Here is a 22,733-nt window from a genome sequence, read left to right as displayed (position 1 = left end):
GACTCCTCAAATCACATTTCAATTGCGATGGATGCCTGCATTACCACCAACGAAATGCTTCGAGGGTGAAACAATCAAATCGCCGAACTTCACCGAGACATCAGTCTGCAGGCGGCAGGTGCCGGAACCTGCCGTTGTCTAGTGACAAATATCCCCTTCTGTCAACAAATATGCCACGCAAAGAAAGATCAAGAATAGTTCGAGATACTAGAGCATAAGTCCTTAAACTTGGATCAGTTTAAGGTAAAATTATGCTCTCATTTGAAAGTGTTAGAGCGACCTTTGTGCGCCCAAATGGGCGCACGGCGCTCTAATTCAGCGAACAATCATCTGAACTTGCACGAAAACTTGGGCTTAGAAAACTTCCCCAGATGCCGTATAATCACTTCAGTTACAGCGGTTCCAGTTAATATTGAATCGTCGGAACCGCTGTAACTATTTGTTTTTACGCATTTTCGAACGCAAAACCGGTTCCCACTTTTGCTGGAAATGCTTTAAATACCTTTGGATCAAGGGAGAACCCGATGTTGCGTCCCGGAATCGCCATTTCAATAGCTTTAATGAGTTTGATCGTCTCTGCCTTTGTTGCGTTGTCTTTCGTTACTACCGCAAATGCTCAGGTTCGCAAAAACGTTAGTGAATTTGCGGGTCAGCGTTGCAATACGCCGCCGCGCGGCAGTGGCGTTATCATCGGCCAGTTCAGCGGTGTGGATGATTCCCCTTTTGTGAGTGACGGTGACGGGTTGGTGCCCATTGACCGCTTCCGCTGCTTCAAAACCATGTCGGAATGCAAAGGCTGGCTCTATACAATGCAAAGCAAATACACCAACGCCGGACTGCCAACCGTAGTGCGCTGCACGAAACGATAACGACAAAACTGTGATTTTGCGCCCTCCATCTTAATGTCATGCTGCCCGAGAGGCGCATAGCTTATCGATTGGGAGTATTGGATATATGCAGCAAGCAAGCTACGTCCACGGTGCTAACGAAACAGCTCTCATCGGCGACACCATCGGCAACCACCTCGACCTGATAGCAGAGAAATACCCCAATCATCCGGCAGTTGTGGTTCGTCACCAGAATATCCGACTGACCTATGCCGAATTGAAGAGCCGTACCGATGCACTGGCCGAAGGATTGCTTGCCATCGGCCTTCAACCCGGCGAACGCATCGGTATCTGGTCACCCAACAATGTGGAATGGCTGCTCACGCAGTTTGCCAGTGCGAAGGCCGCTCTCATTCTGGTCAATATCAATCCGGCCTATCGCGCACATGAACTCAAGCATGTTCTGGCAAAGGTGGAATGTGCAGCGCTTATCCTCGCGCCTTCGCTCAAAACCAGCGACTACATTGAAATCCTGCGCTCCATCGTTCCAGAGGTTGACGATGCTCGACCAGGATATCTGAGCGCGGAACAACTACCGGCTCTGCGTTGTGTTATTCGCCTAGGCGAGGAACGAACGTCTGGTATGTTTAATTTCGATAAAGTCGCAATCTCCGGCAACACTACCACGATTAAACAGCGACTACAGCTTGCAGACGAGCTGCAATTTGACGATCCCATCAACATCCAGTTCACCAGTGGCACCACAGGCAGCCCAAAAGGTGCGACGCTCACTCATCACAACATCCTCAATAATGGTTTCTTCGTTGGCGAGGCGATGCGGCTCAGTGAACAGGACCGGCTGTGTATTCCGGTTCCTTTCTATCACTGCTTCGGCATGGTTCTGGGCAATCTGGCCTGTGTGACGCACGGCGCGTGTATGGTGATCCCCAATGACAGCTTCGATCCGCTGCTGACACTGCAAACAGTCGAAGACGAGAAATGTACCGGCCTGCATGGGGTGCCGACCATGTTCATTTCGATGCTCGACCATCCGGAATTTGCGCGTTTTGATCTCACCAGTCTGCGCACTGGCATCATGGCTGGTTCGCCCTGCCCGATTGAAATCATGCGCCGGGTGGTCAGCGAAATGCATCAAAGCGAAATCACGATTGCCTATGGCATGACCGAAACAAGCCCGGTCAGTTTTCAGAGTGCAACGACCGACCCGCTGGAAAAGCGCGTATCGACAGTGGGTCGCATCCATCCGCATCTTGAAGTGAAGATCATCAATGCAGATGGCACGATCGCACCACGCGGCGAGAAAGGCGAATTGCTGACCCGCGGTTATAGTGTCATGCGCGGCTACTGGGCCGACGCAGCCGCGTCTGCCGAGGCAATTGATGATGCGGGATGGATGCATACAGGTGATCTCGCGACCATTGATGCGGAAGGTTATTGCAACATTGTCGGGCGCATTAAGGATCTCATTATTCGCGGAGGTGAAAATATCTACCCGCGGGAGATTGAAGAGTTTCTATTCACCCATCCGGCCATCAGCGATGCCCAGGTTTTCGGTGTTCCAGACAATAAGTTCGGTGAGATAATTTGCGTTTGGGTCAAACTACATCGAGACCATGAACTCGGTGAAGAAGAACTGCTGGCATTCTGCAAGCAGCGCATCTCACATTACAAAATCCCGGCGCATATCCGTTTCGTAGACGAGTTTCCGATGACTGTAACAGGCAAGATTCAGAAATTCGTCATGCGGCAAGTGATGATAAAGGAGCTTGAACTCGAAGAGATCAGAACAGCCTAATCTCCCGATGAAAGTGGTCTCACTTTTGGCTCGAATGCTTTATACCAAAGTTCATTGAGTAAGACTCATCGGACTTTGGTTAAGCCTGTGTGGCGATTGAACATTTTCAAGGCGTGATGCGTCAGCATATTGAGCCGCGTTGGTATTAACGTGCTGGATAGCCATTCTTATGCGCTGGAATAGCCTTGAGATATGCTGCAATTGCGGCACGATCCGCATCCGTCAAATGCGCCATGTTGGCCACTACATCTGCCATTGAACCACCAAGCGAATCAAAATCCGGTGTGAAGCCGCTTTGCAATGCATAAGCAATATCATTCTCACCCCATTCACCAATGCCGCCTTCACCAGACGTTATATTGGGAACGATACCCTTGCGGCCGTCGCTACCTGTTTCAGCCGACAGGGCACCGGCCATCCACTGTTTATTATCAAGCCCGCCAATGACATTGCGCGGCGTATGGCACTCGCCGCAATGGCCAAGAGCTTCCGTCAAATATTGCCCACGCTTCACCTGATCGGATGCGCTTGCAAGTTCGACGACAGGTTTGTCCGAAAGATAGAGCTGTTTCCAAAGCCCCAATCCACGACGGATCGTGAAGGGAAAGTCGAGCTTATGCGGCGCTGCCACATTATCAGAAACAGGCAGGGCCTTCATGTAAGCAAAGAGGTCCGCAACGTCCTGCGGCTGCATCTTTGCGTAAGATGTATAAGGGAAAGACGGATAGAGGTGCTCCCCTGCCCGCCCTGTGCCTTTCAACATTGCATTTGCAAAGTCATGCAGGGTCCAGTTACCGATCCCCTGCTCTGAAGGAGAAATATTGGGCGCAATGAATGTGCCAAAATCAGAAACCAGCTCATGCCCACCCGCAAGCACCTTGCGGTCATCACCCGATGCGCCGGGCGCAGCATGGCAGGAAGCACAGCCCCCTGCCCAGAACACCTGCTCACCTTTTGTTGCATCACCCGGCTGCATGGATGCGATTACCGACTGGTCCACCGTCTGAGGCGTTGTCAGCACCCAGAAGGTAGCAGCACCCATGATGACTATAGCGCCTGCGGCATATGCGAGTTTACGGACCATGGTTTTCTGAATTAATTCTTCTTTACGCGATAAGCTTGATGGCATGAACCGCAATTGGCAGCGACTTGCTGGAACGCTGGTTTCAACGCAACAAGATCCTGTGGCTTTGCGGCAAGCGCAGCAGCGGCATCTGAGCGGAACTTTTCGACATGCTTGACGAAATCTTCCTTGTTTTCCCAAATCTTGGGTGAAGCTTCTGTGTCCCCTTGATCGGAACCAGCGGGGAACAGCGTGTCGACGTCTAGTTTCTTTGCGTCAGCATCAAGTTTCTCAAGTGCAGCCAAAGCCGCAGCAGCATCGAAAGGCTTCTCACCTTTGACCATCGGTGCAAGCTGTCCAACTGAACGCCCCATATCCTTCATGATCGCCTGGCGGTCGGCAATCACATCGGCATGAGCCACACCAGCGGCCAAAGTCGCAACTGAACTGACAACAAGGAAAAATGAACGCATGCGATCCTCCGCATCTAAAAACTGAACAAAATTCGTCTCTTGGTACAAATATCCGATACAATCGTCACCTTTGCAACAAAGGCACCGAATAAATTCCAACAATCAAAAGTAACATGATGAACTTATATCGATTATTACAGATAATTCACGAGAACGTGAAAAACATGATAAAAATACTATTGTTTAACAGCTTCGATATTCTGCCGTACCCACAATTTAAACAGGCATAATTCTTGATTATAATAATCATGTTTTCGATTATTCATAAATTCTGAAAAAGAAAAACCCCGCTTTCGCGGGGCTTTCCATATCTCATACTGACGCGGCAGATTATGCCTTTTCGTACAGCTCAAGCACGTAATCCCAGTTGATGAGGCTATCGACAAAAGCTTCAAGATACTTCGGACGCGCATTACGGTAGTCGATGTAATAGGAATGCTCCCATACGTCGACGCCAAGAATTGGTGTTGCGCCGTGAACGAGTGGGCTTTCACCGTTTGCAGTCTTCGAGATTTCGAGCTTGCCATTCTTGACCGAAAGCCATGCCCAGCCCGAACCGAACTGACCAACACCGGCAGCAATGAAGTCTTCGCGGAACTTGTCGTAGCCGCCAAGATCAGATTCAATCGCCTTTTCCAGCTTGCCTGGCAGCTTCTTGCCGCCGCCGTCCTTCTTCAGCCACTTCCAGAAATGGAGATGGTTGTAGTGCTGGCCAGCATTGTTGAAGAGCGCCTGGTTCTTGCCAAAGCTTTCCTTGACGATTTCTTCGAGGCTCTTGCCTTCAAGACCTGAACCTTCAAGCAGTTTATTACCGTTGGTAACGTAAGCCTGATGGTGTTTGTCGTGGTGGAATTCGAGCGTTTCGCGCGACATGAACGGGGCAAGTGCGTCATAATCGTACGGAAGGGCGGGCAGTTCAAAAGCCATTGGAACTCTCCTCTTTGTCTTTCAGCTTGCGGCGGGCAGAGCGGATACATACCCGAAAACTTGCGTGCGCAACTTACATAGGCCGCAACGCTTCAGGCGGCAATGGCGCATATTCTAAATTTGCTGCTCAACGCAATGAATTTTTATTGAAATTGCATAAGGATAAGGTCCACTTTACTTTTTTTAAGATTGATGCACGAAAGGAGAAAATCGGTGTCTTATAGTTCCTATGTTTTCGACGCTTATGGCACATTGTTTGATGTGCACTCAGCCGTGCGTAAACATGAGGATAAAGCAGGACCTGATGGACGTTTATTCTCGGAACTTTGGCGCGCCAAGCAACTGGAATATTCGTGGATTTTAAGCCTGATGGGAGCCTACAAAGATTTCTGGACACTGACGGAACACGCTCTGGATTTTGCTTTTGCAAGATATCCTTCCGTAGACCCGACCCTTCGCACCGATCTTCTTGATGCTTACTGGAAACTCGATTGCTATCCTGAAGTGCCAGCAGCACTCAAAAACCTCAAGAGCCGCGGCGCGCGGTTAGCCATTCTCTCCAATGGCTCTCCAGCCATGTTGGAGGCTGCGGTTAAATCAGCGGCGCTTGATGCCCTGCTCGACGATGTGATCTCTGTAGACACTGTGCAGCGCTACAAAACCGCACCTGCGGTCTATGAACTGGTTACAACGCAGTGGCGGCTTTACCCGTCTGCAATTTCGTTTCAATCGTCCAATAGATGGGATGTTGCAGGGGCCGCGCGATTCGGCATGCGCTCCGTCTGGATCAATCGATCCAACCAGCCCGACGAATATAAGCAGTATCCGCCCGCTTTGATTTTGCCGAGCCTTCAGCTCCTTGATTGAATCTCACTAAAACTTGAACGGGCAACTTTGTGCAACAACCGTCTGTTGTGACCAAAATTGTGTCGCAACGGCAACACGAGGCCTATCCCGGGCTTTTAGCCACGTTTAGGCCTTATTACGAACGGCTGGTAGCCATAATTATGGGGCGTTTTGCTCCCACAAATCGCCGAACAAATGCGTTTGGCATCCCTATAACACCGCAACTTGTGATCAAAACAACGGGTTGGTCGCACTTCATTAACCCTACCGTTGTATCTGTAGCTCCTCCCGTCACTAATCTGGTTTTCATATGCACACCACCCTTACCCGCCGTTCTTTTCTTACGGCCATGACAGCAACAGCGGCGGCCGGCCTCGCCGGTTGTGCTCAGTTGGGGCAGAATGTTCCAATTGTCGATGTGGATGCTTCAGGCAATCCTATTAACAGGACCCCGCAGGCGAATGTAGACGCCTCGTACGGCAGCTGGGCATCAATGTATGCCGCAGTGGAAGACAATGGCTATCAGCTGCCTGCTATTCCGATCCAGAAAATGGATAAGCGCTATTTGCGTCAGGTCGTTCAGGATCCGACGGGCGAAATGCCGGGAACGATCGTTGTCGATACCACCAACCGCTTCCTCTATCTGGTACTGGGCAATGGCCAGGCAATGCGTTACGGCGTCGGCATTGGTCGCGACGGCTTTGCATGGTCGGGCCGCGCCGTTATTCAGTACAAGCGCGAATGGCCACGTTGGACACCACCGGATGAGATGGTCGCCCGTCAGCCGGAACTCGAGCCATATAGCTCACGCAATGGCGGCATGGCCCCAGGTCTCAAAAACCCGCTCGGTGCACGCGCTCTTTACATCTTCAAGGATGGCAAGGACACGATTTATCGTCTGCACGGCAATCCAGAATGGTGGTCGATCGGTAAGGCCGTTTCGTCAGGCTGCGTACGCTTGATGAACCAGGACATCATCGATCTTTATAATCGCGTACCAGCTAAGTCGCCTATTTTGGTTATGTAATCTGGAACTCGCGAAATGCATTAAAAAAGCCCCGGATGTCCGGGGCTTTTTTCATTTCAAACCAGCATAAATCAGCGCTTGAAACTACCCAGAATACCGCGAACCAGCGCACGGCCGAGTGAGTTGCTGACCGAGCGAACCACAGACTTCATTGCTGTTTCGGCAACGGTCTGACGCCCTGAACGGCGACCAGTTCCGAGTGCGGTTCCCACCAGATCACCAAGAATGCTGCCACCTTGCCCGGATTCTTCTTCCTTGGTTTTCTGCTGTGCCACAGCTGCGGCCTGTGCCTTTCTGGCCAGCATTTCAAATGCTGAATCGCGATCGACGGTCTGATCGTACTGACCAGAAACAGGGCTCGCTGCTATAATCTTTGCACGCTCTTCTGGCGTCAATGGACCAATCTGCGACGATGGCGGGCGGATCAACGTGCGCTGCACCATTGAAGGTACACCCTTGGCCTGCAATGTTGAAATCAGTGCTTCACCGGTCGAAAGATTGGTGATTGCCTCAAAAGTCTTAAAATCAGGATTTGGACGGAACGTATCGGCTGCCGTCTTCACTGCATTTGTTTCGCGCGGCGTATAGGCACGCAGCGCGTGCTGCACACGATTACCAAGCTGGGCAAGAACAGTTTCCGGCACATCAAGCGGGTTCTGTGTCACGAAATAAACGCCGACGCCCTTAGAGCGGATCAGACGCACCACTTGCTCCACACGATCGACCAGCGCCTTTGGCGCTTCATCAAACAGCAAATGCGCTTCATCGAAGAAGAATACGAGCTTCGGCTTGTCCGGATCGCCGACTTCCGGCAGTTCCTCGAACAATTCCGACATAAGCCACAACAAGAATGTCGAATAAAGACGTGGGCTCATCATCAGCTTATCAGCCGCAAGCACGCTTATCACGCCACGTCCGTCGGTCGTGGTGCGCATCAGATCAGCAATGCGCAGCGCCGGTTCGCCGAAGAACTTGGAACCGCCCTGCTGATCAAGCACAAGCAATGAACGCTGGATTGCACCGACAGACGCCTTGTTGACGTTGCCGTATTTTGCAGAGAGTTCAGCGGAGCGCTCTGCCATTTCTGTAAGCATTGCCTGCAGATCTTTCAAATCCAGCAGAAGCAGGCCTTCTTCGTCAGCGAGACGGAAAGCAACATTAAGCACGCCTTCCTGCGCATCCGTGAGGTTCATCAGGCGCGAAAGCAGCAGTGGTCCCATTTCGGAAATGGTCGCGCGAACCGGATGGCCCTGCTCACCGAAAATATCCCAGAAAATAACCGGAGAAGCCCGCATTTCATAAGGGTCAAGGCGAATCTCTGTTGCGCGCTTGGTCAGGTTATCATTAACGATACCTTTCGCCGCGATCCCCGAAAGATCACCCTTGATGTCGGCGCAAAAAACCGGAACGCCGACTGCTGAAAAGCTCTCAGCCAGAACCTGCAATGTCACCGTCTTACCGGTACCCGTTGCACCGGTTACAAGCCCGTGCCTGTTCCCGTATTTCAGTGCCAGATATTCCGGCTGCTGGTAGGAATCATCTGGTTTGCGGCTTGCACCAAGGAAAATTGCATCGTCGGCGGTCATTAGGCAGGTCGCTCCGTAAAAGGTTTGCTTCCTTTACGATATACTAGCACCACCGTCGCGCAACAACGATAAAGCCGAATTCTGGCTTGGATACTTTATTTGCCGTCATAGGAATGCAGAAATTTCCCAATATTTTGAATTAGGAAAGCTTGCAAAGCGCTAACGAGAATGCATATTACGTAAACGTAAGAAATTTGGGAGACTCTCATGGATGAACTGATCGCGCGCATCACCTCGAATGTCGGCATCGATGCGGCAACAGCGCAGAAAGCTGTTGGCATGATTTTGGCGTTTCTGCAGAAGGAAGGGCCAGCTGACAAAGTACAGCAGCTACTCGCAGCATTTCCGGGTGCCGAAGAAGCCATTTCACAAGTGAAGGGTGGCGGTCTGCTTTCCGGACTTATGGGCGGCGTGATGGGCCTTGGTACTCAGTTGATGGGTGCAGGTCTTGGCATGGGTGAAATCTCTGGCGTTGCCAAAGAAACCATCCGCTTTGCCAAGGAAAAGGCTGGCGACGAACCCGTCGATGCAGTGGTCGGCTCGATCCCAGGCCTCGGACAGTTTATCTGAGTTCACATTATGAAGAAAAGCCCCGGAGAACCGGGGCTTTTCTTATGCTTCTTTTATAACTTTCACGCCAACATGTTGCGCCCGTCCAGCACCCCAGCCATTGATTGCAGCGCCCACGCCCAGCAGTGCGAAGAAGATACCACAAGCTTCGAAACTGCCTGTAGCACCGTGGATCATTCCCACGACCAGTGGCCCGATGGAGGCCAGCGTATAACCTACGCATTGCGCCATGCCTGAGAGGTGCGCGGCTGTATGGGAATCTGGCGAACGCAGCACAATCACCATCATCGCAGCGGCAATCAGACCGCCCTGCCCAATTCCTTGAATGGCTGCAAGTATCCAGAAACTCCATTGCGGCAGATAAAGAAAGCCTATCAGCGGAAGGGCCGCGCTGATGCAAAGCACTGCATTGAGCAGGCTTTGGCTTTTCTGTCGAACAGCAATCGACGGGATAGCAAGACAGGTAACGACCTGCACCATGATTGAGAACGAGACCAGGCCTCCGGCTGCGGTCGCGCTCAAGCCCTGCTCGCGTAAGATCGGAGCAAGCCAGCCGAAAACCACGTAGGCCATGGAGGATTGCAACCCCATAAAGAGTGTGACCTGCCAGGCAAGCTTATCTTTCCACAGCCCGATGACTTTAAATCCGGAATGCGCAACATTGTGCTTTGCCCGCAGCGCCTGCGGCAACCACAGAGCAAGCACGAGAGCTGCCGGAATAGCCCAGAAGGCCAGAGCCAAGTTCCATGAACCGCCGAGCATATGTTCAATCGGAATGGTAAAGCCCGCAGCTGCAGCAGCGCCACCACACAGCGCCATCGTATAAAAGCCAGTCATAATCGCAGCCGTTTTCGGGAAGTCGCGCTTCACCACGCCGGGCAGCAAAACATTGCCGGTCGCAATAGCAGCGCCAGCTAATATTGCGCCAATATAGAGGGAAGCCGAATTGCCGATGCCGCGGATTGCGGTGCCTATGGTCAAAACAATCAGCACAAAAAGCAATACACGCTCAGCACCGAACCGCTGTGCGAGACGAGGTGCAAAAGGTGCAAATACACCGAGACAGACAACCGGCAAGGTCGTCAAAAGACCTGCAGCAGTTGCCGACATGCCGGTGGCTTCTATGATTTCGGGCAGAAGGACGGAAACACTTGAAAAGACAGGGCGCAAGTTAGCTGCAATCAGCACGAGGCTCAGACCAAGCAGCACACGCAAAGCAGGACTTGGCAGGCGCTGTGCGGCAGGCTGCGGCACACTATCGGCTTCCGCATCGACAAATGGCTCTGCATGTTGCGCCAGTTCTTCCTCCGCCACGGGACGCGACGGAACTTCATTTGTGTGGCTCATGATGCCAACAGCCTTTCAAGTTCTTCAATCAGAGGCGTCATAAATCGACGCACCGCAGCGCCCGCCAAATCGGGATTGCCGGTTGCTATGGCTTCTATAATGGCGCGATGTTCTTCATGATCTGGTTCCGGCAACTCTCCGTCGAGTGTGGCTTCTATCGATTCCCGGATGGACTGGGAAAAGAACGCATAGACCGCAACCAGCGCGCTATTGCCCGATGCTGCAACAATGGCTTCATGAAAGGCAAAATCCCGCAAAACAAAATCGGTTCTGTTCTCGTCAGCGCGTTTATTGCGCTGCTCCAGCTTCAGTTCAAGATGGCGGATCGTTTCCGATGTTGCGCGTTGCGCGGCAAGACGCGCCGCTTCAACTTCAAGGGCAGCCCGCGTTTCAAAACGATCACGCAGACTGGTATGGCGAATGCGATCAAAGCTGCGGCTCGTGTCGGATGCGGATAACACATAGGTTCCAGACCCCTGTCGTGTTTCCAGCATGCCTTGAGCGACCAGCGCTCGCACAGCTTCACGTACAGTTCCACGGCTGACACCAAGTCTGGCAGAGAGGCTCGCTTCATTGGGCAATTGCTCGCCCACGCGCCAATTGCCGGCTGTAATTTCAGACCGAATGGATTGCTCGGCTGCTTCCGCCAGGCTTTTTCTCGATAATGCTTCCATAATTCACCAAAGTCATCAGATGATTTGATCATTTATATGTCACAATCTCTCATGTCAATGTGGATTACATGGGCGCATAACGCGTATCCCGAAAACCGTTTCACACTTTTCGCGATGCGCCCAATCTGCTTTAACCGTGCTTGCCGCATTCCGTTAACAATTATCGCGCAATGTAGCAGGCTAAAATTGAGACTGTTTGACCGGGTGCCGCATGATTACGCTTTACTGCCTTAACGGAGATCATCTCGAAAGCGTCGAGGTGGAACCGGGGAACCCCTTGCCCGACAATGTCATATGGATCGACCTGCTCGCGCCGGGCGTCAATGAAGATCACATCGTCGAAGCATGGACAGGCATCTCCATTCCTACACGCGAAGATATGACGGAAATTGAAGAATCGAGCCGCTTCTACATGGAAAGCGGTGCACAATATCTGACCGTTCCGATTCTACATGCTGTTGATCTCGATCACCGCGAACTGGCACCGGTCACCTTCATCCTGCACGGCTCGCGGCTCGTCACCGTGCGTTACGCGAATCCCAAATCCGTCAGCATCTACATTGCGCGCGCAATAAAGCCAGGTAACGGATTGATCCCGGCCAAGTGCTCTGGCCTGTCCATCATGCTAGGCATTATCGAGGCCACCACCAATAGGCTCGCGGATATTCTGGAAGGTGTGGCTGGTAAGATCGATGCAGCTTCGCATTCCATCTATCGCCGCCAGCCGAAGGCGAGACCAATGACGACTGAGGATTTCCGGCACATCCTCACACAGATCGGTGGACAAGGAACATTCCTGTCCAGAATGCGTGAAAGCCTGGCTGGTGTCAGCCGTATGCTGGTTTATCTTTCTGCAATCAACAGTCCTGTCGCCACCAAGAAAGACACCCGATCATGGATCAAGTCGCTCGAACGCGACGCGCAATCACTCGTCGCTTACGTGGACTTTTTATCCAATAAGGTCACATTCCTACTCGATACAATTGTTGGACTCATCTCCGTCGAGCAGAACGCCATCATCAAGATTTTCTCCGTTGCGGCTGTGGGCTTCATGCCGCCGACACTGGTTGCGTCCATTTACGGCATGAACTTCTCTTTCATGCCGGAATTGAATTCGCCGTGGGGATATCCAATGGCGCTTGGCCTGATGGTTGCATCTGCCCTGCTTCCGCTTTTCTATTTCCGCAGGAAGGGGTGGTTGTAGTTCAACCACTAACAGCCACGATCTCCCACTCCTTGCCGTTGATCATGACGACGTCACCTACCGGTTTACCAAAAAGCATGATGGCGACCGGGGCCATGTGAGATATTTTACCCTTGGCCGGATCAGCTTCGTCCTCGCCGACGATGGTCCATGTGCGGGCCGTTCCGTCGAGATCTTCGAGTTCGACCGTCATTCCAAAACGCACAACGTTGCTATCGCGCTCCGGCACGGACAGCTCAGCCGTTTCGCGCCGCGCTGTCCAGTAGCGTAAATCGCGTGAAAGACGCGCAATTGTGGAGCGTTCTCCCGCGACATTGGCCTCAGCCAATTCGCGGTGCAGCCGCGCAAGTTCGTCCTCAATCAGCGTCATGCCATCCGGCGTGACGAGATTACGATGCGGGCTAATGGGACGCTCACCGAGATCAGTCGGAGCGTCATCCTGTTCCTTGGTAAAAGCTCTGCTCATCTCTCAAATGTATGCAGAGCGGACAATACGCGCAAGCCCGCAACCTTATTCGCGGACGTTTCCATTGCCACAAACTCTGACCTTCATTTGTCAGAGTTTTTATTGATTGATCAGTCAATCAAATATAAAATAGAGATCAAAGGCCTCAAAACGGAACAACGATTATGCCCAAGATCGGGATGGAACCTTTACGGCGGCGCGAACTGATCGATGCTGCCATCCGCACAATCGGCCAGCGCGGTTCACTGGACGTAACTGTTGCGCAGATTGCTCATGAAGCAGGTGTATCGCCTGCGCTCGCGCATCATTATTTTGGCGGCAAAGACAAACTCATCCTCGCCACCATGCGTCATCTGCTTCGCGAGCTTGGAAGTGACTTGAACGCCGCAATGAAGCTTGCTGAAACGCCGCAAGAACGCATTGCAGCGATTATTGCGGTGAACTTTTCCGCTTCGCAGTTCGCACAGGAAACGATTGCCGCCTGGCTGACCTTCTATGTCCACGCGCAGCAGTCGGAAGACACCAAACGGCTCTTACGCATTTATGCGCGCCGCCTGCATTCAAATTTCGTCTTTGCACTTGAACAACTGACCAGCCGCGACCGTGCAAATCGCATTGCCGAAGGTGCAGGTGCGCTGATTGACGGACTTTATATCCGGCATGCGTTGGGTGCCGACGCACCAAATGCAGCATCTGCGATCGCTCTCGTGGAAGATTACATTGCCGTTCAGCTGTCAGTGGAGAAATGAGCATGGAAGCGGACTTCGTTATCATCGGCTCCGGCTCTGCCGGTTCAGCTATGGCCTACCGCCTCTCCGAAGATGGCAGACATTCGGTTATCGTGATCGAATTTGGCGGACCGGACATCGGACCGCTGATCCAGATGCCTGCCGCCCTCTCCTTCCCCATGAATATGGAAACGTACGACTGGGGGTTTTCTACCGAACCTGAACCACATATTGGTGGACGCAGCCTGGTCACGCCGCGTGGCAAAGTGGTTGGCGGCTCCTCTTCGATCAACGGCATGGTTTACGTGCGTGGTCATGCCCGTGATTACGACCATTGGTCAGAAAGTGGCGCGCGGGGCTGGTCCTATGCCGATGTGTTGCCCTATTTTAAGCGGATGGAAAATTCGCATGGCGGACAAGACGGATGGCGCGGTACGGATGGTCCGTTGCATATTCAGCGTGGCAGACGCGATAATCCGCTATTCAAGGCCTTTGTGGATGCGGGACATCAAGCGGGTTTTGAAGTCACGGAAGACTATAATGGCCAAAAGCAGGAAGGCTTCGGCCCGATGGAGCAGACGATCCATAATGGACGCCGCTGGTCTGCGGCTAATGCCTATCTGAAACCGGCTTTAAAGCGCCCGAATGTCAAACTCGTCAAAGGCCTCGCACGCAAGATCGTGCTTGAGGGCAAACGCGCCGTGGGCGTCGAAATCGAAGCAGGTCGCACCTTCTCAACCATTCGTGCACGACGCGAAGTCATTATAGCGGCTTCGTCTATCAACTCACCAAAGCTTCTGATGCTGTCGGGCATTGGCCCTGCAGTGCAGCTGAAAGAGCATGGAATTGATGTAGTGGCAGACCGCCCCGGTGTAGGCCAAAATCTGCAAGATCATCTTGAAGTCTATATCCAGCAGGAATGCACGCAGCCCATCACGCTCTACTCGAAGCTCAACCTTTTCTCGAAAGCGATGATCGGCGCGCAATGGCTGTTCTTCAAATCGGGAGATGGCGCCACCAACCATTTTGAATCTGCCGCTTTTGTGCGCTCGAAAGCAGGGGTGGAATATCCCGATATTCAATATCACTTCCTCCCAGTCGCCATTCGTTATGACGGCAAGGCAGCAGCAGAGTCTCACGGATTTCAGGCACATGTCGGGCCAATGCGATCCAAATCGCGCGGCAGTGTGACGCTTCGCTCGGCCAACCCACGAGACAAGCCACGGATTCAGTTCAACTATATGTCGCACGAGGATGACTGGGCAGACTTCCGCCATTGCGTGCGGCTAACCCGAGAAATATTCGGCCAGAATGCCTTCGCGCCCTTTAGTGGCGCCGAAATTCAGCCCGGCGCAAATGTGCAATCGGATGATGAGATCGACAACTTCCTCCGCGAACATGTGGAAAGTGCATTCCATCCTTGCGGAACCTGTAAGATGGGTGCAGTTGACGATCCGATGGCCGTCGTTGACCCTGAATGTCGTGTTATCGGCATTGATGGCCTGCGTGTTGCAGATTCGTCTATTTTCCCGCGTATAACCAACGGCAATCTCAATGGGCCGTCGATTATGACCGGTGAAAAGGCTTCCGATCACATTCTTGGCCGCACGCCCCTAGCACGCTCCAATCAGGAACCCTGGATTAACCCACGTTGGCAAGTTTCCGATCGTTAAAGCGACTCTGTTGAAGCCGGATTACCGAAGCTACTCTAACTATTTGTTTTTACGTATTATCCCACGCAAAACCGCCTTATAATTTTGGCTCAAATGCAAGGATGAAACCCGAGGAGAATAAAATGAAAGTACAACCCAAAGCCTCGCATTTCATCGGCGGCGCATTCGTCGAAGACAAAGCGGGAAAGCCGCTTCCCGTTTTCTATCCGGCAACTGGTGAAGAAATCGCCAAGCTCTATTCGGCAACGCCTGATGTGATTGAGGCCGCCTATGCGGCAGCCCTCAAAGCACAGGTCGAATGGGCGGCACTCAAGCCTGTCGAGCGCGGCCGCATTCTGCGCCGCACGGCGGAAATTTTACGCGAGAAAAACAAGAAACTGTCAAAGCTTGAGACACTCGACACCGGCAAGGCGCTTCAGGAAACGCTTGTTGCAGATGCAGCGTCCGCCGCAGATGCTCTCGAATTCTTCGGCGGCATCATCTCCGGTTTCAATGGCGAGTTCGTGGAGCTTGGTGGATCGTTTGCCTATACGCGTCGTGAAGCGCTCGGCATCTGCGTCGGTATTGGCGCATGGAATTATCCGATTCAGATCGCCGCATGGAAATCTGCCCCGGCGCTCGCCATGGGCAATGCATTCATCTTCAAGCCATCAGAAAACACGCCCCTCTCCGCGCTCGCGCTGGCTGAAGCCTATAAGGAAGCGGGCCTGCCGGATGGTCTGTTCAACGTCGTTCAGGGCTTTGGTGATGTGGGTGCTGCACTCGTCAATCACCGCCTGACTGCCAAGGTTTCCCTGACCGGATCGGTTCCGACAGGCAAGCGGATCATGTCGCAGGCTGGCGAGCATTTGAAGCATGTCACGATGGAACTTGGTGGCAAATCGCCAATTATCGTTTTTGACGATGCAGATCTTGAAAGTGCCATTGGCGGCGCGATGCTCGGCAACTTCTATTCAACCGGTCAGGTCTGCTCAAACGGCACCCGCGTGTTCGTTCATAGGAATGTACGTGAACGATTTGTTGAACGTCTCGTCGAACGTACGCGCAAGATTCGTATTGGCGATCCGCTTGATGAAGCGACCCAGATGGGACCGCTCGTCAATGGTGCACAGCGCGACAAGGTTCTCTCCTATATCGAAAAAGGCAAAGCCGAAGGCGCGACCCTCGCCTATGGTGGCGGTGTTCCAAAGCTGCAGGGTTTCGATAAGGGCTGTTTCATCGAGCCGACCATCTTCACAGACGTAACCGACAACATGATGATCGCCCGTGAAGAAATCTTTGGCCCTGTCATGAGCGTTCTGGAGTTCACAGACGAAGATGAGGTGATTGCACGCGCCAACGATACTGAATTTGGTTTGGCCGCTGGTGTGTTTACGGCTGACATCGCACGTGGCCATCGCGTGATCAGCCAAATCAAGGCCGGGACTTGCTGGATCAATGCCTATAATCTGACACCTGTGGAAGTGCCATTCGGTGGTTACAAGCAATCCGGCATAGGGCGTGAAAACGGCATCGCAGCCCTGACGCATTACAGCCAGATCAAGACCGTCTATGTAGAAATGGGCAAGGTCGACAGCCCTTACTAAAAGTTCATTTTAGTTGAAACTGCAAAGCCCTGACAATATTAGCAATCACTAATATTGTCAGGGCTTTTGTATCTGTCATCTTACATTATATTTACGACACAATATTGGCAGATAAACTTCGGCTTCTCGAAATATTGATCACTATTTTTCTTATTATATTGAATTTTAACGACTAATTGATTGCTTTTATCGAATACCCTTGCGCGGGAAACATGATAATAGCTTCCCGCGACGGGGTAGGAATGACAAAAGAGCTGTTTTTATCGACAGATATGGTCGATGCCGAAATTCGTGACGATTTCTGGCGTGACGCCGTAAAGCTGTTTTACGAAGTGTCGTCGCTCGATGATGAAAATAAAAGAGGCTTTATAGGAACATTACGTTCTTACCCCTTCGGCAATATGTTGGTCGGTTCTACAACGTTCAACAGTCAACATTATGAGCGCACAACGAGTATCATCGCCCAGAGTGGTCTTGATCATTATGTCCTTCAGGCCATGCTGGCTGGTACTTTGAGCGGCGACTTCAATGGTGTTGCTGTCTCTGCGAAGCCCGGTGATATTTTCATTCTCGACATGGCCCAAGTCATATCCAGTCAAGCTGAAGCAGGCGCGCGTCTGACCGTGATCATGCCTCGTCAAGAACTTGAGAAGCTTGTTGGCTGGCGCAATCTGCATGGGATGATTCTTAAAGCCGAGGCTCCCACGACACAGCTTTTGTTTGAATATCTGCGTGGCTTGAATGATGTTGTTCAGGAGCTTTCGGCGATGGAATCTATTGCCGCCAAGGATGCTTTGTTGGTGCTGCTTGCTTCATGCATCAAGGGTGCCGACAAAGGTTCAGTTGAGAATGTCCCGATCAACCTGCCCATACGCAACCGTATCCTTGCTTACATCGACAAGAACATCACAAATCCGCTGCTGGGACCACATTCGATACAGCAGCATTTCCGCATGTCACGGTCGCATCTTTATCGCGCCTTTGAGCCGGATGAAGGCGTGGCAAAGGTTATTCGCGATAAAAGATTGGATCTCGCGTACCGGATTGTTATCGACAAGAAGGGCAAGGCAATTTCCTTGAAGGAGGTCGCTTATCGTTGCGGATTTCACGATGGAACGCAGCTCACGAAGGCTTTCAAAGCCCGTTTCGGGCTTACACCGAAGGAAGCGCGCGAAGCTCAAGATCCCATACCACTACAGGGAGACGGTGGAACTCTGACTATTCATGAGCATCTGTCCTTACAGGCCAAAAAGGCCGGTATTCTCCAAAATTAAAGCATTTCCAGCAAAAGTGGGAACCGGCTTTGCGTTCGGAAATGCGTAAAAACAATTAGTTAAAGCGGCTCCAACGATTCAATATTAACTGGAACCGCTGTAAATGCGGCAGATTGCGATCAGAGGACGCAGCTAAACCGTTGCGTCTAATCGATAGTGCGTCAGGTGATTGCTGCGCCCGTTCGCATGCTGAGCCAGCCAGAACCGTTTGAATAGACCATTTGGGGGACGGTACTTGCATTATTGACAAAAACCATCGCCCCTGCCCCATGCGCTGCTGCCGATGGCAAATCTGCTATCGCAAAAGATGCAGGACGTATCGGTCCGTCGACATGCAGGCGAGTTTCCGGCCATATGGAGCCGACTGCGACATTGCCGGTTGCTCGATCAACCTTAACAGCTTCGCGCCAATTGCCCACATCGTCGCCAACCTTGATGCTGAAATTATTATCGCCATTCAGGCCCATCTCTGCATGGCCCGTCCAGTTTGATTGGAACAACAGGCTTGCTGTATTTGTTGCCGCCTGTTTGTTCACTTTGATCTGATGGCCGGCACCCGCATTGTTAAAGAGGCTTGCTTCCGACGAGATTGCAAAACGGTTGATTGCATCCGCTGTGGCCTGCACACCAAGCATCGAGAGCGACAGGCTATCGGGCACCGAGCCTGCGACCTCCCACTCAGTGCCGTTGAACACCAGCAATCTGCCTTCATCCTCGACATAGGCAAGCCAGCCTTTTGCGACCGTAACAAAAGACCAGCCGTCATCGATGAAGAAGGCAATCATTCCGTCTTTTCCAACCCACAAGCCGGTTGCAGGGCTTGCAACTATATGCCGCTCACCTGAGAGCGGTCCGATGGGCGCGCCAGTTTGTATGCGCGATTTCACACTGAGATGCACGACGGCATCAAGCAATCGCAGCGCCTCATTATGCGTGACATGCTTCTGCGCCTGACTGGGCATGATATAGGGTAGTTTCAGATTTGGTGTTTGATCCATAAAAAGCTCCTCGCGTTGGTAATGCGGGGAGCTTAATGGCTCTCAGGTAGAGGGGGATAAGTCAGCTTCCGCGATAGGTCGAATAAGACCAGGGGCTGACCAGAAGTGGCACATGGTAATTGCCGTCTTCATCCGCGATCGCGAAACGGATTGGGATGAGATCAAGGAACGGAGGATTGGCAACGTCTGCGCCGCGTGCTTCAAAATATTCAGCGACATGAAATTGCAGCTCATAAGTGCCTTCCTGCATTTCACTCCCGCTCAGCAGCGGCTCATCTGTGCGACCATCGAGATTGGTGACAGTACGCTTAATCAGCTCCGTTTTTCCCAAGGCTCCAAGCCTATAAAGCTCAATCCGCATCGCTGCCGCCGGACTACCATGCGCAGTGTCGAGAACATGTGTAGATAGCTTGCCCATTTTGATCCTCAGATTTGCGTTTCAAAAGCCGGGATTGTCTCGATGCGATAGGCGACATCCGGAAGGAAATACTCCTCCAGATTATCCTCGTTGCCTGCGCGGTCAACAATAAGAAAATCTGACGTCTGCTCAAGGGATACAAGCGGATGATGCCAGACATTGCGCCAATAGTTGACGCCCTGATCACCTCGCGCCAAAAACGCTCTCGGTCGCGCGGGTTTGCCTTCAGCATCTTCTGCCACCACCACCAGAAACGGCCTGCCGTTTAAGGGTATGAAGGCCTGAGATCCGAAAGGATGGCGCTCCATCATCACGATGTCGATTGGTGCTGAGAAAGACTGTCCGCGAAAAATATTGATCAGAACACGTGCGTCAGTGCCAACGGCCTCGACGCGGGCAAGATCGTGGAAGCGTTCCGTCGTGCCATTGTTGATGAGACGTCGCTCAGCACCGTTCACCTCGATAACATCCCCAAAAGGGGCAAAAGCCGCCTTTGTCAGCGGCTCAACTTCCAGCACTTCAAACTTCACGCTTTTCTCCCCCACAAACCTGATTTTATGCAGTCTAACAAAGCTTTGCCGCCGACTAATTGTCAATCGCAAAGCAGTTTCAACAAAGTCATGAAAAAGGCCGCGCAACGAACTCGGACCTTGAGATTTATCAATGGATTGTGCTGATCAACGCTTGAATAGTGCCAACATTGCCGGGACACTACAGGCCGCAAGTGCAAGCTTGACCAGATCGGCGATGATGAAGGCACCAAAGCCAAAGGCGATACCTTTTTCAATGCCATACAAATAAGCCATCCAGCCCGCGCCCATGACGAGCACGACGGCTTCTGCAAGCAGCATGACACCGCCAAGCGCAAGCGGCTTGTGTGCGAGCCCCTTATCCGCAGCTCGACCAATCATCCATGCGGCAACGAGATAAGAAAGCAGATAGCCACCAGTAGGCCCCATCATATAGGCAAGGCCCACGCCCTTTTCGGGTGTTCCTGTGAAAACAGGCATGCCGAGCACACCCTCAAGCAGATAAAGCGCGACAGTGGCAACAGCCAGACGTGAACCATAAAGCGCAGAAATTGCAAACAGTGCTGCAGTCTGCATCGTCACATTGACGTAGAGAAGATCAACCTTGATATTTGCCGAGAGCGTGAGAACCGCGCTACCAAGAATTGCCAGCACAACAAACCGGAAAGCCCGTGTCAGTTGCTTGGTTTGCAAGTAGCCAGCGGGAAGAGACGCCACGGCAATTTTTGATTTATTTCTCTGACGCATCTTTGTCTCACTCCTATAATCGGCGCTGTGAGTATCGCTTCACCAGATAATCATTTGAAACCGGACTATATTCGTCCTAAGCCGTTCGAAGAATTGCAACAATACAAACCGACAAACCAAAACGAGTTGGATTATTCAATGGCGCTTGATTTCGACGGCAGCTTCTCCCCGGAATATGGGGCGCCGGTTGCCTTGCGTAAAGACCTGCTCCGCCTGACTGCGAATAATCCGAGCGCTTTTACATTTCATGGCACAAACAGCTATATCATAGGGACAGATACGCTCGCCGTTATCGATCCAGGTCCAGAGAACGAAGCGCATTTTCAGGCTCTTCTCGCTGCAATCGCCAAGCGCCCTGTGAGTCATATTTTTGTAAGCCATACCCATCGCGACCATTCCCCCCTCGCAAGGCGGCTGAAGGAACAGACTGGTGCGCTTGTTGTTGCCGAGGGTCCACATCGCCCCGCCCGTCCTTATTATAGCGGCGAAGTGAACTTTCTTGAGGCAAGTGCCGATACCGATTTCGCACCCGATCTGGTCCTGTCCGATGGTGCAAAGATCGACGGCGACGGTTGGGCGCTGCGCGGCATACACACCCCCGGCCATGCAGCCAACCACATGGCCTTCGGCCTAGAAGGCACAGGCATCCTGTTTTCTGCCGATCATGTGATGGCATGGGCGACGTCTATCGTTGCGCCACCAGACGGTTCAATGAGCGATTACATGGCTTCGCTTGAGAAGCTGCTTGAACGCGATGATGATATCTATCTGCCTGGCCATGGAGGTGCAGTCACAAAGCCGGCGGCGTTTGTGCGGGGATTGCGTGCACATCGTAAAATGCGAGAACGCGCAATACTGGAGCGGATCGTTCAAGGCGATCGCACGATCCCGGATATGGTCAAAGCGATCTATCGCGAAACCGACCCGCGTCTGCATGGTGCTGCAGCACTCTCGGTACTGGCGCATCTCGAAGATCTCGTCGGACGCGGGGAAATCATCACTGATGGCTATCCATCCCTGAATGGGATCTATCAGCCGCGCTGATCATTCAACATCGGCTGGAGCCTTGTTGACCTCGCCTTCGAGTGCCGACAAAAACTCGGTTATGAAGGCGGCATTCAGCCCCATGTCCCGCTTGCCGTAACGCGACAAGGATCGCATATCGACATAGGTGGTTTCGCCTTCATCAAGCAGACGGATAACCACATCGCTCTTCAAGCCAAGAAAAGTGCTGTGGGCCGTCGCAGCAAAACGCGTAGCATTCTGCTCTGGCAAAGGAATGTCGCGACTAATCTGCGTCCAGCCAAAGGCCTTGAGGGTATTTTCTACCCCTTGCGCAACCCGATCTGGAGCTGCGGGATAACGGCGCCCCATTACATCCGGATAGGCTGACATTTGCCCTATCATATCTGCGGCAACATCAACTGAGAGCGCGTTCATGCCCGGCAAGCGGGCTGGCATTGTCGATGGAAACTGTGGCGGCGTCTCAAAATCAGTTGTCAGATCATAAAGCTGTGGCGAGCCATACCAAAGAGAGCCTACAAAACAGAGCGGCAGCAGAACTGCAAAAGCCAGAAAGCTGCCGCAGAAAGAGCGTGCTCCACCCTTGTCGCCATTGACCCACAAATTACGTAGTCCTTTTGCGGCACATAACAGCGCGAGTATCGCAAGCCCACCACCGAGGGTAGCAACCAGAACAAAATCCGGCGTTTCCAGCTTGCCGAACCTGTGCAGGATAAGACCCAGCGCTGAAAGCACGGCCGCAAATACGCCAAAACGCAAAGCCCAAAGGGCTGAACCAGACTGTCGGCGTTGATAGCGAAGTTTTCTCATGCAGGATCCCAACCGCGTTTCAGAGCGCTTCCATGCATAACAGAGAGAGCTCGGACGCAAAAGGAAAAGGCAGGGCACGCACTGTCAATTCATCCAGTTACAAAGAATGAGCGGGAAAAA

Annotated in this window: 23 protein-coding genes; 11 read left to right on the top strand and 12 right to left on the bottom strand. The window is 52.3% G+C overall.

The genetic code is table 11. The annotated features are described in order from the left end of the window. Positions 1 to 560: 560 nt before the first annotated feature. Both QBD00_RS18700 and QBD00_RS18695 read left to right on the top strand, forming a co-directional pair. Positions 561 to 869: a hypothetical protein gene (locus QBD00_RS18700; protein ID WP_235901713.1), complete on the top strand. Its 309-nt coding sequence runs from the start codon at positions 561 to 563 to the stop codon at positions 867 to 869. A gap of 85 nt (positions 870 to 954) precedes the next feature. Beyond that, entirely contained in the window at positions 955 to 2,643 is a 1,689-nt protein-coding gene (locus tag QBD00_RS18695; RefSeq protein WP_318580218.1) for an AMP-binding protein, read from the top strand. Positions 2,644 to 2,788: 145 nt separating this feature from the next. Here QBD00_RS18695 and QBD00_RS18690 read toward each other — a convergent pair whose 3' ends face one another. The 3 genes from QBD00_RS18690 to QBD00_RS18680 form a co-directional block, all read right to left on the bottom strand. After that, positions 2,789 to 3,727 carry a cytochrome c gene (locus tag QBD00_RS18690; protein WP_151091391.1) on the bottom strand — a complete coding sequence of 313 codons (939 nt, stop codon included), beginning with the start codon at positions 3,725 to 3,727 and terminating at the stop codon, positions 2,789 to 2,791. Positions 3,728 to 3,738: 11 nt separating this feature from the next. Then, on the bottom strand, positions 3,739 to 4,179 hold the full coding sequence (locus tag QBD00_RS18685; protein ID WP_318580217.1) for a c-type cytochrome: 441 nt from the start codon (positions 4,177 to 4,179) through the stop codon (positions 3,739 to 3,741). A gap of 330 nt (positions 4,180 to 4,509) precedes the next feature. Continuing rightward, positions 4,510 to 5,106, bottom strand: a complete 597-nt coding sequence (locus QBD00_RS18680; RefSeq protein WP_095446240.1) for a superoxide dismutase — start codon at positions 5,104 to 5,106, stop codon at positions 4,510 to 4,512. A gap of 213 nt (positions 5,107 to 5,319) precedes the next feature. Between QBD00_RS18680 and QBD00_RS18675 the strand changes: the two genes are divergently transcribed. Next, a complete protein-coding gene (locus QBD00_RS18675) occupies positions 5,320 to 5,973 on the top strand; it encodes a haloacid dehalogenase type II (protein WP_264233983.1) in 654 nt (217 codons plus the stop codon). Positions 5,974 to 6,262: 289 nt separating this feature from the next. Continuing rightward, complete coding sequence (locus tag QBD00_RS18670) at positions 6,263 to 6,979, top strand: L,D-transpeptidase (RefSeq protein WP_095446237.1); 717 nt, start codon at positions 6,263 to 6,265, stop codon at positions 6,977 to 6,979. A gap of 71 nt (positions 6,980 to 7,050) precedes the next feature. Here QBD00_RS18670 and QBD00_RS18665 read toward each other — a convergent pair whose 3' ends face one another. Beyond that, the gene (locus tag QBD00_RS18665; protein ID WP_318580216.1) at positions 7,051 to 8,565 is read right to left on the bottom strand and encodes a DUF853 domain-containing protein; all 1,515 of its coding nucleotides are present in this window, start codon (positions 8,563 to 8,565) and stop codon (positions 7,051 to 7,053) included. A 207-nt stretch (positions 8,566 to 8,772) separates the two neighbouring features. Between QBD00_RS18665 and QBD00_RS18660 the strand changes: the two genes are divergently transcribed. After that, entirely contained in the window at positions 8,773 to 9,135 is a 363-nt protein-coding gene (locus QBD00_RS18660) for a DUF2267 domain-containing protein (RefSeq protein ID WP_134153060.1), read from the top strand. Between the two features lie 42 nt (positions 9,136 to 9,177). Here the strand turns inward: QBD00_RS18660 and QBD00_RS18655 are convergent, their stop codons facing one another. Both QBD00_RS18655 and QBD00_RS18650 read right to left on the bottom strand, forming a co-directional pair. Further along, a complete protein-coding gene (locus tag QBD00_RS18655) occupies positions 9,178 to 10,482 on the bottom strand; it encodes a CynX/NimT family MFS transporter (protein WP_318580215.1) in 1,305 nt (434 codons plus the stop codon). Then, positions 10,479 to 11,156, bottom strand: a complete 678-nt coding sequence (locus QBD00_RS18650; RefSeq protein ID WP_151091386.1) for a FadR/GntR family transcriptional regulator — start codon at positions 11,154 to 11,156, stop codon at positions 10,479 to 10,481. Before QBD00_RS18650 ends, QBD00_RS18655 begins: the two co-directional genes overlap by 4 nt. 211 nt (positions 11,157 to 11,367) lie before the next feature. On the opposite strand from QBD00_RS18650, the gene QBD00_RS18645 reads away from it, so the two are divergent. Beyond that, positions 11,368 to 12,360, top strand: coding sequence for a magnesium transporter CorA family protein (locus QBD00_RS18645; RefSeq protein ID WP_024897243.1), 993 nt, complete (start codon positions 11,368 to 11,370; stop codon positions 12,358 to 12,360). A 1-nt stretch (position 12,361) separates the two neighbouring features. Here QBD00_RS18645 and QBD00_RS18640 read toward each other — a convergent pair whose 3' ends face one another. Next, entirely contained in the window at positions 12,362 to 12,826 is a 465-nt protein-coding gene (locus QBD00_RS18640; RefSeq protein WP_318580214.1) for a GreA/GreB family elongation factor, read from the bottom strand. A gap of 164 nt (positions 12,827 to 12,990) precedes the next feature. Between QBD00_RS18640 and betI the strand changes: the two genes are divergently transcribed. The 4 genes from betI to QBD00_RS18620 all read left to right on the top strand — a co-directional run bounded on the left by betI (position 12,991) and on the right by QBD00_RS18620 (position 18,087). Then, on the top strand, positions 12,991 to 13,575 hold the full coding sequence (gene betI / locus QBD00_RS18635; RefSeq protein ID WP_095446231.1) for a transcriptional regulator BetI: 585 nt from the start codon (positions 12,991 to 12,993) through the stop codon (positions 13,573 to 13,575). Positions 13,576 to 13,577: 2 nt separating this feature from the next. After that, positions 13,578 to 15,227: a choline dehydrogenase gene (betA, locus tag QBD00_RS18630; protein WP_095446230.1), complete on the top strand. Its 1,650-nt coding sequence runs from the start codon at positions 13,578 to 13,580 to the stop codon at positions 15,225 to 15,227. Positions 15,228 to 15,349: 122 nt separating this feature from the next. Next, complete coding sequence (gene betB / locus QBD00_RS18625) at positions 15,350 to 16,813, top strand: betaine-aldehyde dehydrogenase (RefSeq protein WP_318580213.1); 1,464 nt, start codon at positions 15,350 to 15,352, stop codon at positions 16,811 to 16,813. 242 nt (positions 16,814 to 17,055) lie between these two features. Then, on the top strand, positions 17,056 to 18,087 hold the full coding sequence (locus tag QBD00_RS18620; RefSeq protein WP_318580212.1) for a helix-turn-helix domain-containing protein: 1,032 nt from the start codon (positions 17,056 to 17,058) through the stop codon (positions 18,085 to 18,087). A gap of 161 nt (positions 18,088 to 18,248) precedes the next feature. On the opposite strand, the gene QBD00_RS18615 is transcribed toward QBD00_RS18620, so the two are convergent. From QBD00_RS18615 to QBD00_RS18600, 4 genes are all read right to left on the bottom strand, one after another. Beyond that, positions 18,249 to 19,085, bottom strand: coding sequence for a DUF2793 domain-containing protein (locus QBD00_RS18615; RefSeq protein ID WP_318580211.1), 837 nt, complete (start codon positions 19,083 to 19,085; stop codon positions 18,249 to 18,251). A 61-nt stretch (positions 19,086 to 19,146) separates the two neighbouring features. Further along, the gene (gene uraH, locus QBD00_RS18610; protein WP_095446226.1) at positions 19,147 to 19,503 is read right to left on the bottom strand and encodes a hydroxyisourate hydrolase; all 357 of its coding nucleotides are present in this window, start codon (positions 19,501 to 19,503) and stop codon (positions 19,147 to 19,149) included. Positions 19,504 to 19,511: 8 nt separating this feature from the next. Further along, complete coding sequence (locus QBD00_RS18605) at positions 19,512 to 20,033, bottom strand: ureidoglycolate lyase (protein ID WP_151091382.1); 522 nt, start codon at positions 20,031 to 20,033, stop codon at positions 19,512 to 19,514. Positions 20,034 to 20,180: 147 nt separating this feature from the next. Next, positions 20,181 to 20,780, bottom strand: coding sequence for a biotin transporter BioY (locus tag QBD00_RS18600; protein ID WP_095446224.1), 600 nt, complete (start codon positions 20,778 to 20,780; stop codon positions 20,181 to 20,183). Positions 20,781 to 20,918: 138 nt separating this feature from the next. Here QBD00_RS18600 and QBD00_RS18595 point away from each other — a divergent pair, with 138 nt between their 5' ends. Further along, positions 20,919 to 21,824: an MBL fold metallo-hydrolase gene (locus QBD00_RS18595; protein WP_318580210.1), complete on the top strand. Its 906-nt coding sequence runs from the start codon at positions 20,919 to 20,921 to the stop codon at positions 21,822 to 21,824. On the opposite strand, the gene QBD00_RS18590 is transcribed toward QBD00_RS18595, so the two are convergent. Then, positions 21,825 to 22,613 (bottom strand): DUF1499 domain-containing protein, encoded by a 789-nt coding sequence (locus QBD00_RS18590; RefSeq protein ID WP_318580209.1) that lies wholly within the window; start codon positions 22,611 to 22,613, stop codon positions 21,825 to 21,827. Between the last annotated feature and the right edge of the window lie 120 nt (positions 22,614 to 22,733).

Origin of the sequence: Ochrobactrum sp. AN78 (genome assembly GCF_029909885.1) — a bacterium.
Taxonomy (GTDB): Bacteria; Pseudomonadota; Alphaproteobacteria; order Rhizobiales; family Rhizobiaceae; genus Brucella; species Brucella quorumnocens.
The sequence above is the reverse complement of the archived record's forward strand: the minus strand, read 5'-3'. Positions and strand labels throughout refer to the sequence as shown.

Bases quoted from the DNA above. Each gene is read 5' to 3' on its own strand.
- QBD00_RS18645 (WP_024897243.1), top strand. From the start codon at position 11,368: ATGATTACGCTTTACTGCCTTAACGGAGATCATCTCGAAAGCGTCGAG.
- QBD00_RS18590 (WP_318580209.1), bottom strand. From the start codon at position 22,613: ATGAGAAAACTTCGCTATCAACGCCGACAGTCTGGTTCAGCCCTTTGG.
- QBD00_RS18615 (WP_318580211.1), bottom strand. From the start codon at position 19,085: ATGGATCAAACACCAAATCTGAAACTACCCTATATCATGCCCAGTCAG.
- QBD00_RS18695 (WP_318580218.1), top strand. From the start codon at position 955: ATGCAGCAAGCAAGCTACGTCCACGGTGCTAACGAAACAGCTCTCATC.
- betB (WP_318580213.1), top strand. From the start codon at position 15,350: ATGAAAGTACAACCCAAAGCCTCGCATTTCATCGGCGGCGCATTCGTC.
- QBD00_RS18655 (WP_318580215.1), bottom strand. From the start codon at position 10,482: ATGAGCCACACAAATGAAGTTCCGTCGCGTCCCGTGGCGGAGGAAGAA.
- QBD00_RS18640 (WP_318580214.1), bottom strand. From the start codon at position 12,826: ATGAGCAGAGCTTTTACCAAGGAACAGGATGACGCTCCGACTGATCTC.
- betA (WP_095446230.1), top strand. From the start codon at position 13,578: ATGGAAGCGGACTTCGTTATCATCGGCTCCGGCTCTGCCGGTTCAGCT.
- QBD00_RS18595 (WP_318580210.1), top strand. From the start codon at position 20,919: ATGGCGCTTGATTTCGACGGCAGCTTCTCCCCGGAATATGGGGCGCCG.
- QBD00_RS18600 (WP_095446224.1), bottom strand. From the start codon at position 20,780: ATGCGTCAGAGAAATAAATCAAAAATTGCCGTGGCGTCTCTTCCCGCT.
- uraH (WP_095446226.1), bottom strand. From the start codon at position 19,503: ATGGGCAAGCTATCTACACATGTTCTCGACACTGCGCATGGTAGTCCG.
- QBD00_RS18660 (WP_134153060.1), top strand. From the start codon at position 8,773: ATGGATGAACTGATCGCGCGCATCACCTCGAATGTCGGCATCGATGCG.
- QBD00_RS18665 (WP_318580216.1), bottom strand. From the start codon at position 8,565: ATGACCGCCGACGATGCAATTTTCCTTGGTGCAAGCCGCAAACCAGAT.
- QBD00_RS18700 (WP_235901713.1), top strand. From the start codon at position 561: ATGAGTTTGATCGTCTCTGCCTTTGTTGCGTTGTCTTTCGTTACTACC.
- betI (WP_095446231.1), top strand. From the start codon at position 12,991: ATGCCCAAGATCGGGATGGAACCTTTACGGCGGCGCGAACTGATCGAT.
- QBD00_RS18650 (WP_151091386.1), bottom strand. From the start codon at position 11,156: ATGGAAGCATTATCGAGAAAAAGCCTGGCGGAAGCAGCCGAGCAATCC.
- QBD00_RS18690 (WP_151091391.1), bottom strand. From the start codon at position 3,727: ATGGTCCGTAAACTCGCATATGCCGCAGGCGCTATAGTCATCATGGGT.
- QBD00_RS18620 (WP_318580212.1), top strand. From the start codon at position 17,056: ATGACAAAAGAGCTGTTTTTATCGACAGATATGGTCGATGCCGAAATT.
- QBD00_RS18680 (WP_095446240.1), bottom strand. From the start codon at position 5,106: ATGGCTTTTGAACTGCCCGCCCTTCCGTACGATTATGACGCACTTGCC.
- QBD00_RS18685 (WP_318580217.1), bottom strand. From the start codon at position 4,179: ATGCGTTCATTTTTCCTTGTTGTCAGTTCAGTTGCGACTTTGGCCGCT.
- QBD00_RS18670 (WP_095446237.1), top strand. From the start codon at position 6,263: ATGCACACCACCCTTACCCGCCGTTCTTTTCTTACGGCCATGACAGCA.